General features: G+C 32.5%; 9 protein-coding genes and 3 pseudogenes. 10 read left to right on the top strand and 2 right to left on the bottom strand.

The window, feature by feature from the left end; all coding sequences use genetic code 11:
* The 10 genes and pseudogenes from QLS31_RS15395 to QLS31_RS15350 form a co-directional block, all read left to right on the top strand.
* Window positions 1–96, top strand: a pseudogene (locus QLS31_RS15395) (IS1595 family transposase); the annotation flags it as partial.
* 229 nt (window positions 97–325) lie between these two features.
* Entirely contained in the window at window positions 326–3,046 is a 2,721-nt protein-coding gene (locus QLS31_RS15390; protein WP_282744582.1) for a substrate-binding domain-containing protein, read from the top strand.
* Window positions 3,047–3,243: 197 nt separating this feature from the next.
* Window positions 3,244–5,781, top strand: a complete 2,538-nt coding sequence (locus tag QLS31_RS15385; protein ID WP_282744581.1) for a GH32 C-terminal domain-containing protein — start codon at window positions 3,244–3,246, stop codon at window positions 5,779–5,781.
* A 935-nt stretch (window positions 5,782–6,716) separates the two neighbouring features.
* Window positions 6,717–8,036, top strand: a complete 1,320-nt coding sequence (locus QLS31_RS15380) for a sugar porter family MFS transporter (RefSeq protein ID WP_282744580.1) — start codon at window positions 6,717–6,719, stop codon at window positions 8,034–8,036.
* A gap of 50 nt (window positions 8,037–8,086) precedes the next feature.
* A complete protein-coding gene (locus QLS31_RS15375) occupies window positions 8,087–9,637 on the top strand; it encodes a glycoside hydrolase family 32 protein (RefSeq protein ID WP_282744579.1) in 1,551 nt (516 codons plus the stop codon).
* A 71-nt stretch (window positions 9,638–9,708) separates the two neighbouring features.
* Entirely contained in the window at window positions 9,709–12,786 is a 3,078-nt protein-coding gene (locus tag QLS31_RS15370) for a TonB-dependent receptor (protein WP_282744578.1), read from the top strand.
* Between the two features lie 10 nt (window positions 12,787–12,796).
* Window positions 12,797–14,503, top strand: a complete 1,707-nt coding sequence (locus tag QLS31_RS15365; protein WP_282744577.1) for a RagB/SusD family nutrient uptake outer membrane protein — start codon at window positions 12,797–12,799, stop codon at window positions 14,501–14,503.
* A gap of 28 nt (window positions 14,504–14,531) precedes the next feature.
* Window positions 14,532–16,370, top strand: coding sequence for a hypothetical protein (locus tag QLS31_RS15360; RefSeq protein ID WP_282744576.1), 1,839 nt, complete (start codon window positions 14,532–14,534; stop codon window positions 16,368–16,370).
* Window positions 16,371–16,408: 38 nt separating this feature from the next.
* The gene (locus QLS31_RS15355; protein WP_282744575.1) at window positions 16,409–17,563 is read left to right on the top strand and encodes a DUF4960 domain-containing protein; all 1,155 of its coding nucleotides are present in this window, start codon (window positions 16,409–16,411) and stop codon (window positions 17,561–17,563) included.
* A gap of 69 nt (window positions 17,564–17,632) precedes the next feature.
* Window positions 17,633–18,541: a carbohydrate kinase gene (locus tag QLS31_RS15350; RefSeq protein ID WP_282744574.1), complete on the top strand. Its 909-nt coding sequence runs from the start codon at window positions 17,633–17,635 to the stop codon at window positions 18,539–18,541.
* A gap of 90 nt (window positions 18,542–18,631) precedes the next feature.
* Here QLS31_RS15350 and QLS31_RS15345 read toward each other — a convergent pair.
* Window positions 18,632–19,828, bottom strand: a pseudogene (locus QLS31_RS15345) (IS256 family transposase).
* A 55-nt stretch (window positions 19,829–19,883) separates the two neighbouring features.
* Window positions 19,884–19,979 (bottom strand): annotated as a pseudogene (locus QLS31_RS15340) (IS1595 family transposase); the annotation flags it as partial.

The following is a 19,979-nucleotide window of genomic DNA, read 5'->3' as shown; positions in this document are numbered from 1 at the left end:
TTATACCTAAACGAGTTCGTTTACAAGCTTAACAGACGGTATTTTGAGGAAAAATTATTCGATAGGCTAGTAATAGCAAGTATTACAGGATTATGACTAAAAACGGACAATCAATAAGATTATTAATTTATTCTAAAAATAATTACTTTTGCTTAACTTTCAATTTAGATTATTAAATCACCTAATTAAAAATAATTTCTCAATATTATTAACCACTTTTATAGAGTTAATTATTTTTAAATACTTTTTAAGAAAAGTTAGTCTTACTTTGTGAGATTGAATTCTTAGCGTACTCAATATAAATTTTATGAATACCTCAAATTTTATGTCAAGAAGAATATATATATTATTAGTATTAGTTACATTGTTTTCCTGTAATTCAAATGATAATAGTAAAAAAAGGATTTCAATTGGATTTTCTCAAAGTATCTCGGAGGATGATAGCTGGAGGAAATCAATGGATAATACTGTCAAGATTGAGGCTTCACTTCATCCAGAAATTGACTTAACTGTTTACAATGCAAATAGCAGTACAAAAAAGCAGATTGAAGATATAGAAAAAATGATTGATAACCAATTGGATGTTATCATAGTGGCACCTTATGGATCAGATTCCATAGTACCGGTAATAGAAAAAGCTAATAAAAAAGGAATACCTGTAATTATAGTTGATAGAAAAGTTAATACATCAAATTATACTTCATTTTTAGGAGCTGATAATGTTGAAGTAGGTCATATTGCCGGAAAATATATTGTTTCGATGTCAAAGGCTCATGCAACTATTCTGGAAATTAAGGCAACGACGGATATCTCACCTGGCGTAGAGAGAAGTTTAGGATTTAAACAAATTATTGACCAATACCCAAACATTAATAAGATAAGTATAACTGCTCCGAATTTGGCATCACTAAATACTAATTTTAGTAAGGTCTTGGACAGTATGCCAAAAATAGATTATGTCTTTGCTTTTAATGATATTATTGCACTTCAAGCATGGGAAGCAGCCAAACGGAAAGGTAGAGAAAAAAATATAAAATTTATAGGTATAGATGGATTGAATGATCCAAATGGTGGAATACAGGCGGTTAAAGATGGTAAGTTGACAGCAACTATATTATATCCGACAGGCGGTAGTGAAGCGATAAAGCTGGCAATTAAACTTGCAAATAAAGAAATAGTCTCTAAGAATAATGTACTTAACACCATTTTGATTGACTCTTTAAATGCTGATATAATGAGCAATCAATTTGACAAAGTGACTCAACAGCAATCTAATATTGAAACACAACAGAATGTAATCAAAGAACAAGAAAAGAAATACCTAACATTATATAATTTAATTAAGTTGCTAAGTTTTCTTTTAGTAGTAATATTCTGTTTAGCTGTTTTTAGTGTTTATTCCATATTTTCAATGAGAAAGAAGAAAAGACTATTAGAAGTGACTAATTATAAAATTACGAGCCAAAGGAATGAAATTGAAAAATTTGTAGAGAAACTTAAAGAAAGTAATGAATCCAAAATTAATTTTTTTACGGGGATATCACATGAATTTAAAACCCCTTTGACCCTAATATTAAGTTCAGTTGAATCTTTACATGATGAATTTCAAAATAAAAGTAATTCTGTTAAAAAAGATTTAGACATAATGTATAATAATTCTTTGAGATTACTTCGATTAATTAATCAATTATTGGATTTTAGAAAGGTTGAGGATAAAAAATTCACTCTGAAATTATCCAAAAATAATCTTTGGAAATTTTCGGTGAATATGTTTAAGGAATTTAAAAGAGAGGCAAAAAAAAGAAAAATAAATTATACAATTGAAACGGATAATGAAGCATTAGACGTTTATTTTGATGCCAATTTGATAGATAAGGTTTATTATAACCTCTTATCCAATTGTTTTAAATTCACTCCGGATGGTGGTAAAATTGAAGTTAAAATAAGTCAAGAAAAAGGCAATGAACTTGTTAAAATTAATTTTAAAGATTCCGGTATTGGCATTCCTGAAAAGGAAATGAATCAAATTTTCAGTCCTTTTTTCCAAGGGTCTAATAACTATAGAAACGGTTCGGGTATTGGATTGAATTTATCTAAAAACTTTGTTGATTTACATGAAGGTATAATAGAAGTTAAGTCAATTAATGGTACCGAATTTTCTGTTTATTTAAAATTAGGAGATGGTCATATCGATAAATCAAAAATTATAAATGAAAGTACTTATTTTTCAGATAGTGAAAATGGATATGAGTATTTGGAAACTGAATTGACACCTAGTACGGAATCCCTAATTACAGAAAACAAACCTTCTCTTTTAATTATTGAGGATAATGCTGATTTACTGGATTTTATTGCTTCAAAATTAAAAGAAGATTACATAGTTAGCAGGTGCAACGGAACCAAAGCAATAGAAATGGCCTTGGAGTTAATGCCAGATATTGTTGTTTGTGATTTAAATTTACCGGAGAAGGATGGTTTTGAAATTTGTGAAGCTTTAAAAACGAATATGATTACTTCCCATATTCCTGTAATCATTTTAACAGCAATGGATGATAATAATACTTATATAAAGTCATTAGAAGTTGGGGCAGATTTATTTTTAACAAAACCTTTTAATCTAAAAGTCTTAAAGCAATCTATAAAAGGATTACTCTTTAATAGAGAAAAGTTACGTTATTATTATACTAACAATATAAATAAAATTGAGACTGATGTACTCAATTTAATTGAAAGGGAGTTTTTGAATAAGATTAATTTGATTTTAGAAAAACACATTGATGACTCCTCTTTTTCTGTTGAAGATCTTGCCAGTAAATTAAATATTTCACGAGTGCAACTCTATAGAAAAGTAAAAGCAGTTTTAGGTATTGGTGTTGGAGATTATATTAATAATTTTAGGTTAGAGAAAGCAAAAGAGTTATTAATGACTACAACAATGAACATCTCTGAGATAGCCTATTCTTGCGGTTTTGCTTCTCCAAATTATTTCTCAACTACTTTTAAAACTAAGTACGGAATACCCCCAAAAGACTTTAGAAATAATTAATTGTGCTAAAACAATGTAACATTTTTATAGATATGGTGATTTTTAGCGTCTTTTTATATTGATTTTGTAGCATTATTTTTTTCTTAACTCCTTGTTTTATTGAGGTTAAGTTTTTTTTAAAAATTACTGGGCAGGTGTAACAATACTTAATTAGTTCATTGGAGTATCCTAGTAATTTTATAAAAAAATATTATAAAATGAAAAAGTGTATAACAATTATCTTGTCAGGACTTATATTTATTGGATGTAAATCCAAAAATGATCCGAGTCCGAGTCCGAGCCCAAATCCAAACCCTAATGGGGCTACCGAGCTTTTATCATTTAGTTTTAATGAAACTTCCGGGCAAACACTAGTAGAAACTAAAACGAATGTCAGTTTTAATATAAATGGACCTTCTGGTTCATCTGAACGAATTGTGGGCGTTGAAGGAAATTCATTAAGAGTTAATGGCTTTTATGGATGGGCTACCGGCAATGTAAGTGTAACTTATCCAACCTCAAAAGTATGTGTCTCTGGCTGGATTGCACCAGCAGCTTTTCCTGTACAAAGAAAAGATTTGGATCCACTTACCGAAAATACAAACGCTGCTATTTTTTCAAATGTAAACGCATCCAATAGTTCTGGCGTTGCTTTAGGGATCAATCATCACGGAAGAGTTATTGGTCAATTTAAAGTTGGGACAAATGTGATTCAAATTTTATCTGATCAAGAAGTAGCGCTTAAAAAGTGGAGTTATATTACATTAAATGTTAATGCTTCAATCGGAACGGCATCATTGTATTTAAATGGTGTACAAATTAAAAGCACCACGTTTGATATTGGGACATTATTATGGGATAATAATGCCACCATTTATATTGGAAAAGAATCAAAATCTAAAACAATCGCTGGATTTGACACTAATGGATTAACCGGTGCAATAGATCAAGTAGCACTTTGGAATAAAGACCTAACAGCTGCCGAGATACTAACGCAGTACAATAAATTTACACCATCAGATCCGGATCTTAAAATCCCGACAGCGGTTCGTTTTGCCAATGATATTCATCGACCAAAATACCATTTAATGCCCTCAGCGAGTTGGACAAATGAATCGCACGGATTGCTGTATATCGACAATAAATACCATATTTTTAGTCAACGAAATTTGAATGGACCTTATTTAGAACATATCAATTGGGGACATTATGTGAGCAGTGATTTAATAAGCTGGGAAGAAAAAACACAAATTTTATGGCCTCAACCCGGATTTGACGAAGTAGGAATTTGGTCAGGACACGCCATAATAAGCAATGGGCAACCCTTTATTTTTTACACTGGTGTAAATAAAGCCAGAGCTGCAATAGGACTTGCAACTTCAACAGCTCCTTACGATACTTGGACAAAAAATACTAATGCCATTATCCCCAATGCGCCAACTACTTCAGCCAATGCTGATTTTAGGGATCCTTTTGTGTTTCAACACAATTCAGAATGGTATATGATGATTGGTTCAGGTCTAAGAAGTGGAACCTCACGAGGAGCCTTGTATTTGTATAAATCTACCTCTTCCGATTTTAAACAATGGTCACCTCAAGGTACAATGTTGGAGGGAAATCCTCCTGTGGATGGGACAGGAGATTTTTGGGAAATGCCTATTTATTATAATTTTGGTGCAAAATCAATTGTACTGATTAATAAGTTGCCAAATGCGAATGCGTTGTATTGGACAGGGAATTTTAATGGATCGCAATTCGTTAAGGATAATCCCGTTCCTGAACGATTAGATGTAATAAATCAATTATTATCGCCTTCTATTCATCCTGATAAAAATGGAAATTTAACGGCAATAGGCATTATTCCAGACGGTGTTACTTCTGCAAAACACAAAGAACAAGGCTGGGCACACACCTTTAGTTTACCTAGAGTTTGGACTCTTGTCAATAGTAAAATAAAACAAGTTCCACATCCAAATGTATTAAGTCTTAGAGGAGCTTCTAAAAATTTTACAAATGTAGTTTTTGACCAAAACAGTTCCAATGTGTTAGATAACTCAACAGGATCTCAATATGAAATCGTAGCGACTATTAATCCAGGAACGGCTACAAAAGTTGGTTTTTCTCTAAATAAAAATGTTGCAACTGGGGAACAAACCTTAATTTATTATGATTTTACTACAAGTAATTTTGTTGTAGATAGAAGTAAATCTTCTATTCTAACAGGTGTTCCGCTGTCCAATCAATCTACCAATTATGTATTGCCGGCAGGAAATATCAATTGGAGGATTTTTGTGGATGCGTCTGTGATTGAAGTATTTGTCAATGAGGAATTGGCTTTTGCAACACGATCTTTTCCTTCAACAGGAAATAATTTAATCGATTTATATGCCCAAGGAGGTTCAGCAACAGCAACAGATTTGAAAATATACAATATTCAAGGAGGCGGAACTGCATCTGCATCAAGGCTTATCGAAAAAAAAACTGAAATAATTCATCCAATTGTTTTTCCGAATCCATCAACTGAAAATTTCAACATTAAGTTTAGCACAATAACCGAGGTGACTCCTGTTTATGCTTATATTTTTGACATAACAGGATTTCCCGTGAAAAAAATTGAAATAATTCTAGATGCCACTAATCCAATAATTCATTGGGATGGTATTATGGATAATGGAAACAAATCTACAAGAGGAGTTTATATTATAAAAGGTTTATTGAAAAATGAATTGTTTGATGCTAAAATAATCGTGGAATAATGATTAGAAATTAAAATTAGTAGTTCATTATTGCTTGTTCTTTTTCGTTTATAAATTAAGTACAGTCGCAGCATTATTAACTAAATTAAACTAAAATTTTTAGACTAAAACTGCATTGTACATTCGTAAAAATTGGATAAATGATCCATTGAGATTTTCTTCTAGAGTGATGAAAACCATCTCTCTTCTTGAATAGATTATATAATGATATTTTTAAATATTATTGTATAATCTATTTTTTTTTAAATTCTATCTGTTTTTTTCTTGCATTTCATTCAGAAGCTGTATATCATTAATTTGCGGTTAACTGATTTTCCTGCAAGGTCTTTTTTTGACCTTGTAGAGGTCTGTAAATCTAAAATATGATACCTAAAAGGTTTTGGAAACCTTTCAGGATTATAAACGGTAATGAAAATCAATACTTTAATAATCGAACTCAAGTTATTAAATTCTGTTATGAAAATTGCAAATCCTTATAAAGCATAATTATTTACCTTCTTACTCTATTTTGAACTACTAATATAAAGCCTATATCCTGTGTTAATCTAAAGGCTTTGTATTTGTAAATTCTAAAATTAGGCTGTTTTACTACTATACACTAATTACTTTTTTAAAGTGATAATCCCAATTTTAAACTATTACTATTTCCTTTAGAGTCTTGTTACTGGTATAAGTGTAAAAAAATTAAAATAATAAAACACTATATGCAATTTAAAGCCGCTTTAATTATTTAAAACTCGTTTTTCAATTTATTTTTTGTTGCGAAATCATAATTTCATGTTACAATTCTATAGAATTACATTTCACTCACACTATAATTTATTAATAATCAGAGCTTTGCTATTTGTGTAACAAATTTGAAGTAAATGGATACATTACGAAAACGTTATCATGCAGTTTAGTAATAGGTTTGATAATAATTAAAAACATAATGTATGAATAATAAAATTTTGAGATGGTCAATCATTGCTTCTTTTGCAGGATTTCTATTTGGATTTGACACAGTAGTGATTTCGGGAGCAGATAAAACGCTTCAGTTGTTATGGAATTCAAGTGATGTTTTCCATGGTTCTGTGGTAATGGCAATGGCACTTTGGGGTACAGTTATTGGTGCTATTTTTGGAGGAATTCCAACAAATAAGTTAGGTAGAAAAAAGACTTTATTAATTATAGGTGTTTTATTTTCTATTTCTGCTGTTGGTTCAGCACTTTCAAATGATCCGTTTGTATTTGCTTTTTTTAGGTTTCTGGGAGGTTTAGGAATTGGGGCTTCAACAATTGCGGCACCAGCTTACATATCTGAAATCGCACCTGCCAAGGATAGAGGGCGTTTAGTGGGATTGTATCAATTTAATATTGTATTGGGAATTCTAATTGCTTTCTTATCCAACTATCTTCTAAGTGATGTAGGCCCAAATGCATGGAGATGGATGCTTGGCGTTCAGGTTTTTCCATCCATAATTTATACGCTAATGGCATTTAGTATTCCTGAGAGTCCAAGATGGTTGTATTCAATGTTTAGAATTGAAGAAGCAAAACTTATTTTTGAAAAAATTGGTTCCAAAGAAGATGTCCAAAGTGTTTTGGATGATCTAAGTAATACAAGTAATGGTACTCCTTTGAACGAAAATATTTTTATGAAAAAATACCGTTTTCAACTGATATTGGTTTTCTTGATAGCGGCATTTAATCAATTATCAGGAATTAATGCCTTTCTATATTATGCTCCCAGAATATTTGAAGAAGCTGGATTAGGTGCAAAAACAGCCTTATTGAGTAGTATCGGTATCGGTTTTATAAATTTAATCTTTACACTAATTGGAGTTTATCTTATTGACCGATTGGGAAGACGCAAATTAATGATTTTCGGATCTATTGGTTATATTTTCTCACTCTCAATGGTGGCAACTTCGTTTTACTTAAACTGGACTGGACTGGCAGTGCCTGGGTTTTTATTTCTATTCATTGCATCTCATGCTATTGGACAAGGAGCTGTTATTTGGGTATTTATTTCTGAAATATTCCCCAATCATTTGAGAGCTTCCGGACAGTCTTTTGGTAGTTCCGTTCATTGGGTTTTAGCAGCTATTATTCCTTCGATGGTACCCATCCTTTTTACAAGTTTTGGCGTTGGAAATGTATTTGCCTTTTTTGCTTTTATGATGGTTTTTCAATTGCTGTTTGTCCTTTTTATGATGCCGGAAACCAAAGGAATCTCTTTGGAAGACGTAAGTAAAGGATTAATTAATAAATAAGAATTATGATGAATATATATGAAATAGGATTTTTTAAAAGAATATCTTTTATGCTAATACTGGTTGTAATGAATAGTTGCAGTTCTACTAAAACAAGTATTGAAAAAGTAGTAACTAATGAAGAATTATATAGACCTAACTTTCATTTCACACCAAAAAAAGGATGGATGAATGACCCTAATGGAATGTTTTTTTACAAAGGGTTGTATCATTTATATTTTCAGCATTATCCAGATGATAATGTATGGGGACCAATGCATTGGGGACACGCAATAAGTAAAGATATGATGTCTTGGAAAGAAGAAAAAATTGCTCTTTATCCAGATGAGAAGGGATATATATTTTCAGGAAGTGCAGTGGTTGATATCAATAATACTTCTGGATTTGGGAGTTTGAAAAATCCGCCAATTGTAGCCATGTTTACGTATCACGATGATGTGAAAGCAAAAGCTGGTGCAATAGATTTTCAATCGCAAGCAATTGCTTATTCTTTAGATGAAGGAATGACTTGGACAAAATACAAGAATAATCCGGTAATTAAAAACCCAAATATTAAAGATTTCAGAGATCCGAAAATGACGTGGGATGCTATTCATAATCAATGGATAATGGTTCTTGCTGCCGATGTTGAAACTAAAATATATCGTTCCTCTAATTTGATTGATTGGGAATTGGCTTCTGGATTTGGTAAAAATCTCGGTGCTCATGGAGCGCCTTGGGAGTGCCCGGATTTTTTTCCTATTAAGGTTGAAGGTTCAACTGAAATGAAATGGGTGCTTTTACAAAGCATTAATCCAGGAGGACCAAATGGAGGATCGGCAACACAATATTTTGTTGGCGATTTCGATGGGAAAACTTTTACACTAGATAATTCATTTACCCAAGATTTAAAACAGTTTGGCGCTTTGTGGCTTGACTACGGAAAGGATAATTACGCAGGAGTTACTTGGTCTAATGTTCCAGATGCTGATGGTCGAAATTTATTTATAGGTTGGATGTCCAATTGGGAATATGCCAATAAGGTTCCGACTAAAAATTGGAGAAGCGCTATGACCATTCCTAGAGAATTGAAGCTAATAAATACGGATGGTCATTATCGAATTGTTTCTCAACCGGTAAAAGAATTGGACAAATATATTTCAAAAACAATAAAAAAGGAGCTTCTTTCCATTGATAAAACAACTGTGATTGTTGACAGATCTTCTGTAGATATGTCAAGATTGGATATTCGTTTTACGATGAATGGATTAAAGGACGATAACTATGATTTTATCCTTTCCAATGCAGCAAATAATGCCGTCCATTTTGGAATTAATAAAAAAGAGAAGTATTTCTATATGGATAGAAAAAATGCAAGTCTAACTACTTTTTCTGATGCATTTGCCAATAAAATATCAAAAGCGCCAATTTCATCAGATTTTAATTCAATCGAAGTGAGAATCTTAATCGACAAAACCTCAATCGAAGTGTTTTATGACAACGGAAAAACGGTTATGACTGAAATCTATTTCTCGGATAAACCAATGGAGTCCTTTTCAATAGCTAAAGCAAACTCCAATTTTGAACTTAAAAATGTAACGATAAACCAACTAAATAATTAAAAAGTAGATGTAAAAGACCAAATTAAAAAATGAATTCAAATTTATAAACTAACAACTAAACTATAAAATGTATGAAAATCAAGTATTTTAAAAACAAGAAAAACATATTCTCAATATGTTTGTTTTTCTTAGTGTTTATTGCTTCAGGGCAACAAAGACAAATAACGGGTTCTGTGTTGGCAGACGATGGTCAGCCTTTACCAGGGGCTAATATTCTAGTAGAAGGTTCAAAAAATGGAACAACTACAGATATAGATGGTAAATTTAAAATTGCTGTTGATGAAGGAGTAAATTTGATAGTTTCTTACATTGGTTATTTAGAAGCTAAAATAAAAGTAACTTCAAAAGTAACTTACAGTATTAAATTGCAATCCAGTTCTAATACTCTTTCGGAAGTTGTTGTAGTAGGATATACAAAAGAGAAAAAATCAGATTTAGCAGGCGCTATAACGGTTGTTAAAGTATCTGACATTGCCCAAGAATCAAGTCCTAATATTTTAACAGCTTTACAAGGTAGAGTTGCTGGTTTGCAAATCAATTCTGGAGGAACGCCAGGAGGAAATGACTCTCAAATATTAATTAGGGGTTTAACTACAGTAACTAGTGGTTCTGCACCGCTATGGGTAATTGACGGAGTTCAAACTACAAGCTCATCCTCATTAAATCCTGAAGAAATAGAATCCATTCAAGTATTAAAAGATGGAGCATCTGCTGCTATTTATGGAACTTCTGCTGCAAATGGAGTTATCATAGTTACTACTAAGAAAGGTAAAAAAGGAGTTTCTGAATTTAGTTTCAAATCTGAAGTAACGGTCAATACCTTAAGAGATAAAATCAGTTTGCTTAATTCGCAACAATGGGCTGATGTGGAATATCAAGCGCAATTAGGTGCTGGAATTGCCTCTCCGACTCATCCGGTTTTAATTAATAATGGTTCTGGTTTTACCATACCTCAATATTTAGATCCAAATGGTTTGCAAACAGCAGCCAATACGAATTGGGTAAATGAAATTACAAATGATTCATTTTCGAGCAACACTGATTTTGGATATAGAAAAGGAACTGAAAACTTAAGTTTATACACTCAATTGAGTTATTCGGAAGATAATGGTGTACAGAGATATACCAATTATGACCGATTCAATGCGAGAGTAAATGCTTCGTATAAATTATTTAAGGATAGATTGACTATTGGTGAAAATTTCTTGTACTCTAAATTTAATGAGGTGAAAGCAAATGAATTTGAAAATTCCATTCTACAAAACCCATTGCTCCCGCTATATTCTAATCTTGGAGATTACGCCACCATAATAACTGGGGGTATGCAAGATAAACCAAACTCCGTAGCAAATTTATGGAGTAATAGAAAAAACGAACAAAAGAATCAAAGGTTTTTAGGAAATGCTTATTTAGATTTTAAAATTATTGAAGGATTGGTATTCAATACAACTTTAAATTTTGATAAAGGAACCTATAAATTTAACACGGCGACCCAAGCCTTTTCTGCTAATGGAACAATTCCTTCTGTATTTCAGAAAATCACTACTGATGATGTGGACAATGATTATCTAGCTACTATTTTTACTAATACTTTAAAATATGATAAAAGTTTTGGAAAACATAGGTTGTCATTATTAGGAGGTATAGAAAATTCAGCCAGAGAAGAAAATTTTCATAATAACCAAACTAATGGAGTTGATATTACTGATCCCTCAGGATATGTGATTAATGCTAATGCGCAATATAAAACATTAGTAGGAAAAGTGGAAACATTTAAGATTTCACAATTTGGTTCTGTAAAATATATTTTTGATGACCGATATATTGTATCGGGTACAGTAAGAAGAGACGGATCATCAAGGTTTGGAGAAAATAATAAATACGGTATTTTCCCATCAGCTTCGGTAGCTTGGAATGCTAAAAACGAGAAGTTTTTAACGGACAATAAGTACGTTTCTAATTTCAAATTAAGAGCATCTTGGGGTGTAAATGGAAATGATCAAATAGCCGATTACTCCTATCTTTCAAGTTATGTAGACAATACAGTTGGTAATGTAGTCGAGTTTTCAGATTACAACATTAGCGGAACAGGTATTGGTACTTCAGGTGGTGTTTTACAATCTCGTCAAGCTAATCCCGATCTTAAATGGGAGTCAACAGAACAATACAATGTAGGGTTTGATTTAGGTTTTTTAAATGAAAGAATCTCATTACAAACCGATTTCTATGTAAAAACTACCAATGATCTAATTTTAAGACCTATTGCTTTATCTATTAACGGAGAAAGTCAACCGCCATTAATTAATGCAGGTTCAGTTAGTAACAAAGGTTTTGAAGCGGTATTGAGTTACAAAAGTAATTCTAAAAATGATTTCAAATATGGGGTTGATTTTAATTTCTCAACCTATAAAAACAATGTAGAAAGTTTAGATACAGAGTCTAATTTTTTACTTAATGGTGTGTCAATAACTAAAAAAGGATCGCCAATAGCATCGTTTTACGGATTAATTGCTGACGGATTATTTAGAACTCCTGAAGAAGTTGCTGTTCACGCCGATCAACCCGGAAAAGCATTAGGTAAAATTAGATACCGAGATGTCAATCTTGACGGAAAAATTGACCAATTTGACAGAACAATCATTGGTAATCCACATCCTGATTTCATCTATGGAATAAACTTGTATTCTTCATACAAAGGATTCGATTTGACTTTTTATTTTGATGGTAAACAAGGAAATGATTTGTATAATGCACAGCGTTCAATAGGCGATTTTGATTATTTTAGTTTCAATCACAATACAAATACTTTAGACGCTTGGACACCAAGTAACGCAAATTCTAATATTCCTGCATTATCAACTTTAAATAGTAATAATGAATTACAACCTTCTAGTTATTTTGTTGAAGATGGTTCTTATGTCAGATTGAAAACAATAACAGTAGGATATAATTTTGATAATGATTTTACAAAAAAGTTAGGAATGAATAAATTGAGATTTTATCTAGTGGGACAAAATTTGTTTTCTCTAACTTCTTTCACGGGCTTTGACTATGAAGTTTCTGGTTTAAGTGCTGGAGGAATTGGTGTGGCAGGTTATGGAATTCCCCATACAAAATCGATGACTTTCGGAATTAATGCAAATTTTTAAAATAGTAAACATGAAAACAAAACTTAAAATAGCATTTACTTTAATGTTAAGCATGCAATTGCTTTCTTGCGTAAATGAGAGTGATTTAGATGTTAAGGAGAATTATGTGTTATCGGCAGATAATATTGACCCTGAACAATTAGTAATAGCTGCATATAGTGCATTAGATTATCGTTATAATACAGGTGAATTTAGAGACTTATGGCCTTTTGACCACGCCCCATCCAATTGGGCAACAAGTGACATACGTTGTGGCGACTCCTATAAAGGTGGTGGTGGAACTGGTGATAATCCAGGAGGAGGAATGCATCAACTGGAAACACACGATTTATTTCCTTCAAGTGAAAATGCATACAATGTTTGGAGAGCGATTTATTTTGGAATTAAAAGGGTTGATTCGGCTTTAAGGGCTATTAATACAATAGATGAAGCTAAATTTCCTAACAAGAAAGAAAGGATTGGAGAATTAAAAGTTTTAAGAGCTCATTTTTATTTTGAAGCCATTAAAAATTTTGGTTCTATAGTTTGGTATGATGAAAACACACCAATTGCTGATATTAATAAAATTCCAAATTCTTTTGATTTTAGTTTTATGTGGTCAAAAGTGGAAGGCGATTTAAACGATGCTATTGTTCTTTTACCAGATACACAAACAGAATTAGGTAGAGTTAACAAAGTAGTGGCTTATGCTTATTTATGCAAAGCACAAGTTTTTCAAAAAAAATGGACTGAGGCGATTGCAAGTGCAAACAATGTAATTAATTCTGGAAAATATGGATTAGTAACTGATATCGAAAAATTATATTCAATACCAAGTTATGGTAATCGTGAAAACATATTTGCAGTTCAATTTTCTATAAATGATGGTTCTCAATTTGGGAATTTAAATTTTGGGAATTTATTAAGTTCACCTGATAGTGCAGGGGATGATATTAAGCATCCGTATTTGAATGGAGATGATTTTGACAAACCTTCACAAAATTTAGTGAATGTATTTAAAGTTGGTTCCGATGGACTTCCACTATTTGACAGTTATAATAATGCTAATGTTACACCTACAGATATTGTAGATCCAAGATTGGATCACGTTATTGGTAGACCTGGAATTTCTTGGAAAGACTGGAAAGCACAACCTCAACAAACTACCTGGAGTAGAGATCCCGCAACTTACGGTTATTTTGAACCTAAGAAAAATATGATTTCTCCAAATTCAAACGGGTTGGCTTCAAATCCTACAGGGTTCCCTTGGGCATTAGGTAATTTAGACTTTCCTCTTATCAAATACAGTGATTTGCTGCTGTGGAAAGCGGAAGCTTTGATTGAATCTGGAACAAATGTTTCTGGAGGTGTTACCTTGATTAATGAAATTAGAAACAGGGCAAAAAATTCACCATATGTAAAAGATTTCAACAATCCATCTCAAAATGCAGCCAATTATTTAATAAATCTTTATCCTTTGAGTTTGTCGCAAGAAGCCGCAAGAAAAGCCCTTAGAATGGAAAGACGATTAGAATTGGCGAATGAAGGACACGGTTTTTTTGACCTAGTAAGATGGGGCATTGCTGAAACTTATGTCAACAACTATATTCAAGTTGAAAAAACACGTCGTACGTATTTGCAAAGTGCTTCATTGCAGTCTCACGAGCAATATTTACCAATACCTCAAATTGAAATTGATGCAAGTGCAGGGGTATATAAACAAAGAGCTGGATACTAATAAAAAACTAACCAAATATCAAAAAAATATGAAAACAATTCAAAATCAACTGTCTATTTATAAAATGGCATTAGCCTATATGATGATTATCTTTGCTATCTTCTCATGTGAAAAAGACGATAATTTTTCGGATAATGTTCCAGATTATACAGAATCTATTGTTCAATCTTTTAAAGTAGGATCTAAATATGCCGATATTAATCATACTATTGGTACTATTACAATGACATTACCATCTGGAACTGATTTGAAAAATGTTAAACCAGAAATTAGACTTCCAGAATCTGCTTCAGTAACACCAGCCTCAGGATCTACAGTAGATTTTAGTAATGGCCCAGTAACCTTTGAGGTAGTTTCAACGAATGGAGCTCATAGAACCTATACTGCTAGTATTGCAGCCTATGGTGATCCTAAGATATTATCATTCTCGATTGGGGATAAATTGGGTGTAATTGATGAGGCTAATAGAACCATTCAAATTGAGATTGGTAGTCAAGACGGTGATTTAAGTAATTTAGCCCCTTCATTTGTAATTGCTGAAGGAACAACTGTAGATGTTGCTTCTGGTGTTGCCAGAAATTTTACATCTCCAAAAGTGTATACTATTTTATCAAACAATGGATACACAGCGAAACAATATACGGTATCTGTTACCCAAATACAAGCACCTAGAATTGATTCATTTGTTATTAATGGCGCAGTTGGTATTATTGATAATGCTGCAAATTCAATTGTTGTTATTTTGCCACCAGGAACCAATTTAACGAATCTTGCCCCAGTTATTACGTTGCCTGAAGAGCAAACTGTAACCCCTTCTTCTGGAGCCGCACAAAACTTCAGTAATGGTTCAGTTACTTACACTGTTAAGAACAAAGAAAACCTTACAAAGGTTTATAATGTAAAAGTTGAATCAATTGCAGCAACAAAATATGCCTTTTTGGGGTTAGAAGATGATATAAGTTCATTAGTTGATGATGATGCAAAAGCTGCTGCAACTTGGATGCAAAGTACCTATGGTGCAGATTTTAAATACATTAAAATTGCAAATATTTCAGCACTAAATATTGGTGATGTAAAAGTTGCCATGTTGTATTATTTAACTCCAAAAGAAAATCAAGGTTTTTCAGCTACTTCTAATGATGTTTCTACTATGTTGCCAGCTGGTTTACGACCAGGCGGTTCACAAGCTCAAGTGCTTAAATCTTGGGTAAAAGGAGGAGGAGACATGCTTATCGCTGGTGATCCTAGTCCATTTATATTCTCTTTAGGAAGAGTTCCTGCGAGTTTTGGAGCTTCAAGAGCGCCAGGAAATTATGTTTTTTCTGAATTTGGTTGTGCCTCTGAAACCGGATGTTACGACACAGGAAAGCCTTCAGATGATATCTGGGGATTGGGTATGAGAGATGGAAATAATTCTGGTGACAGACGTAATGATGCCATTTTTGATGGTTTAACATTTGAAGGAGGAGCAGGTAATGAATACTTACCATTACAGAATAGCGCCAATAGAGAAGTAAGATTAATTTGGTGGCAACACTTTGACGGAATTCTTAACCCAAGCTGTTGTGGTTCCGATGCTGCTTTACAATTTGAAAGAACTTTGACTGCAGTAAAATATGGTACTTTAAGACATATTGGTGATGCTTTCGGATATGGTGCAGTTGAGTTTAAAAGAACGGATTTGACTAATAATGCTGCATTCGATTCTCAAATACCAACAGATTATAAAGGGCATATTTTTACCATTTCTAATACAATTGTAGGTTATGAATGGAATTCAAACGGAACTACAAATGATTATCAAAATAATATAAAAGTTTTTACCAAGAATATCCTTGATCATTTATATAATTTAAATAATGATTAGTGATTTTTAAAGAAAGTTTTAATTTAAAAAAATGAAAAATGAAAAATAAAATAAAAAATATGTTTCACTTAAAGTATGTATTGTTGCTAGTAATAGCAACAATCACATACTCCTGTGAGGAACGTCTAAATTATGACGATCAACTGACAAGTACGTTGAATATAATTGAGTCAGTAAAAATAGGACAAACAAGTGCTTCGATAGATAATTTATCTGGAGTTGTTAATTTTGTTTTGCCATCTGAAACCAATTTAGCTTCAGTTGTATTAGATATTAAAACGCCAGAAGGTGTGACTATTATTCCTGCATCAGGAACAACAGTTGATTTAACGAAACCTCTTGAAGTAACTGCTATGTCAGGAGGTAAAACCAGACATTATATTATTAATGCACGTGTGCTGCCAAATCGGATAGCATTTGTTAGTGATGCAACATCAATTGATAATATTGTTGACGAAGACGTAAAAGCTGCTGCTCAATGGGCTAAAGACACTTACGGAAGTAGATTTGTTTTTATTCCCTTCTCAGAATTAACTATTAATTCTTTGAAGACTGTTAATGTTGTTTTCTTTTTTTACGATACAGAAGGAACTTCAGCTTTGCCGAAAGAAAGTATAGATAAAAAGAATATATTGATTCAATATGTTGTTGAAGGAGGTAAAATGCTTTTAGGAGGAATGGCAACCAGTTATGCAGAAGTAATTGGACGTGATAAAAGTGGTCTTTTAACAATAAAAGGAAATGGTATTGGCTTTGTGGATGGTGGTACTTGGAGTATTGATGGAGGTGTTAATTTTCAAAATGATCAAAGAAATAGTCCTATTTATAACTTTACTCAAGTAATTTCTACTGATTCTAATGGGTATTTCCCGGTAATTAACGGTGGATATAAAGAAGACCATAATAATTTGTGGGATTTAGGATCATTGTTAGGGCCAGGTCATCAAAAAGGTCAATTTGCAGAATTTGAAAACCTTTATGGAGGTAAAGTGCTTGCTGTTTGGAGTGGTGTTGGTGATGAATGTTGTCCAGGTATCATTGAGTTTAAGTCTAATTCAGTTTATGCAGGAACTATTATAGCAATAGGCATAGGTGGTATGGAATGGGCCATGAATGACGGAAGAACCAATGCACATGCATCTAATATACAAGGAATATATAGAAATTCGATTGATTATTTAGGTACAAAATAATAATTTGTTTAGCTTGTGGTTTTATTGGGCAGGTTTTCCTGCCCTTTAATTTATTTAATTTATCAAAAAATGGAAAAAAAATATTCTTTAAGTGCGGTTTGTTTTGGAGAGGTTTTATGGGATATTTTTCCTACGCATAAAAAAATTGGGGGAGCACCATTAAATGTAGCTTTAAGAATGAATTCTATGGGAGTAGAAACGACTATGATAAGTCGTGTTGGGGATGATGAAAATGGAAAAAACATATTATCTTTTTTAAACGACCACGAGGTTACCACCGATTTAATTCAAATGACTGAGGAGTATAAAACGGGAGCGGTTCATGTAATGATTAATGAAAAGGGAAATGCCTCCTACGATATTTTATATCCATCAGCTTGGGACAAGATCATAGAAACAGAAATGATGGAAAAAGTAACTGCTGAAGCGGATGTTTTTGTATTTGGAAGTTTAGCATGTAGGGATGAGGTTACTCGGACAACTTTGAACAAACTTTTAGGGAAAGCAAAGTATAGAGTTTTCGATGTAAATCTAAGAGCCCCTTATTATACTACCGATGTACTAAATGAACTGATGTTAAAAGCGAATTTTATTAAGTTGAATGATGAAGAGTTACGTGAAATAAGTAGCGAATTAGGGTCGCCATACAATTCATTTGAACAAAATATTAAATTTATTGCTGAAAAGACAAATACAAAACAGGTTTGCGTTACCAAGGGGGAATTTGGAGCTGTTTTGTACCATAATGATAAATTTTATTATAATAGTGGTTATTTTATAAAAGTAGTAGACACCGTTGGTGCTGGGGATTCCTTTTTAGCTTCATTAATAATAAGATTACTAAGAGGGAAATCACCTCAAAAATCATTAAATTATGCTTGTGCAATTGGTGCTTTAGTGGCAGGACAAGAAGGAGCTAATCCAAAAATTTTTGAAAAGGTAATTAGTGATTATATGAAAATTAAAAAAAAAGTATAAAAAAATAGTTTGTGATTCTATTAACCCGTTGGGTGTAGACACTATCCAAAAAAGTGTGTAAGTTAAAAATATAGGGGTTTGACTTTTTAATTAAAGCTGAACTCTTTTTTCAAATATAGTTAAGAACTGGTTGAGGATTAATCTCCAGTTTTGGATTGGCATCGACCATTTTTTGGTAGCTTCTCTTAAAGCCAAATATACAGATTTTAAAACAGCTTCATCCGTTGGGAATGATAATTTGTTTTTAGTGTATTTTCTAATTTTACCATTGAGATTTTCAATCAAATTTGTGGTGTAAATTATCTTTCTGATTTCTACAGAAAAGTCAAAGAATACGGTAAGTTACTCCCAATTTTCTTCCCAGGATTTTATAGCTTATGGATATTTATGATTCCATTTTTTAGAAAAATCTTCTAATGATGCTTTGGCAGCTTCCTTAGTTGGAGCGTTGTAAATAAGCTTCATATCTGCTGAAAATTCCTTTTTATCTTTCCAAACCACTTACCGAGCCGAGTTCCTGATTTGGTGTACCACACAGATTTGAGTTTGGGATTCTGGGAATACATTTTTAATGGTTTGAGTAAAACCATTTAAGTTGTCAGTGGCTGTAATTAGTATATCTTCAACCCCTCTAGCTTTTAAATCCGTTAAAACACCAAGCCAAAAACTAGCACTTTCATTCTTGCCTAATCACATTCCGAGTACTTCTTTTTTGCCTTCTCGGTTGAGTCCAATGGCTAAATAGATGGTTTTGTTGATTATTTTTGAGTTTTCACGAACTTTAAAAACAATGCCGTCCATCCAAACTATTAGATAAACAGCTTCCGAAGGTCTGTTTTGCCAAGCAATAATATCACTGGAAACAGTGTCGGTTATTCTGGAGATAGTACTGGTGGAAACCTCAAAATTATAGACTTCTCTGATTTGCTCTTCGATGTCGCTATTGCTCATTCCTTTGGCATAAAGAGATATAATTACGTGCTCTAAACCATCGAGCATATTTTGTCTTTTTGGAACAATTAGGGGATTAAAAGTAGCATCTCGATCTCTTGGAACTTGAATCTCGGATTCTCCAAATGAGGTTTTTATTTTCTTGTTCGAAAAACCATTGCGAGCATTGGATTTAGTAGTTTTCTCGTGCTTTTCATACCCTAAATGGGCATCTAATTCACCTTGGAGCATTTTCTCAATTCCTCGCTTTTGTAGTTGGGCTAAAAAGCCATAAAGGTCTTCGCCTGTTTTGAATTGCTTCAAAAATTCATCGGATAATAAATCTTCCTTTTTCATAAAATGTGTAAATATTAAAATTAAGTAAAAAAAGTAATTGATTGTCCGTTTTTAGTCATAATCCTGTAATACTTGCTATTACTAGCCTATCGAATAATTTTTCCTCAAAATACCGTCTGTTAAGCTTGTAAACGAACTCGTTTAGGTATAA

Source organism: Flavobacterium sp. XS2P24 (genome assembly GCF_030010285.1).
Taxonomy (GTDB): Bacteria; Bacteroidota; Bacteroidia; order Flavobacteriales; family Flavobacteriaceae; genus Flavobacterium; species Flavobacterium algoritolerans.
This window is presented reverse-complemented; position numbering and strand designations above follow the sequence as displayed.

What these genes read in the sequence shown, in the direction of transcription:
- QLS31_RS15375 (WP_282744579.1), top strand. Translation starts at nt 8,087, where the DNA reads ATGCTAATACTGGTTGTAATGAATAGTTGCAGTTCTACTAAAACAAGT.
- QLS31_RS15350 (WP_282744574.1), top strand. Translation starts at nt 17,633, where the DNA reads ATGGAAAAAAAATATTCTTTAAGTGCGGTTTGTTTTGGAGAGGTTTTA.
- QLS31_RS15390 (WP_282744582.1), top strand. Translation starts at nt 326, where the DNA reads ATGTCAAGAAGAATATATATATTATTAGTATTAGTTACATTGTTTTCC.
- QLS31_RS15380 (WP_282744580.1), top strand. Translation starts at nt 6,717, where the DNA reads ATGAATAATAAAATTTTGAGATGGTCAATCATTGCTTCTTTTGCAGGA.
- QLS31_RS15385 (WP_282744581.1), top strand. Translation starts at nt 3,244, where the DNA reads ATGAAAAAGTGTATAACAATTATCTTGTCAGGACTTATATTTATTGGA.
- QLS31_RS15370 (WP_282744578.1), top strand. Translation starts at nt 9,709, where the DNA reads ATGAAAATCAAGTATTTTAAAAACAAGAAAAACATATTCTCAATATGT.
- QLS31_RS15355 (WP_282744575.1), top strand. Translation starts at nt 16,409, where the DNA reads ATGAAAAATAAAATAAAAAATATGTTTCACTTAAAGTATGTATTGTTG.
- QLS31_RS15365 (WP_282744577.1), top strand. Translation starts at nt 12,797, where the DNA reads ATGAAAACAAAACTTAAAATAGCATTTACTTTAATGTTAAGCATGCAA.
- QLS31_RS15360 (WP_282744576.1), top strand. Translation starts at nt 14,532, where the DNA reads ATGAAAACAATTCAAAATCAACTGTCTATTTATAAAATGGCATTAGCC.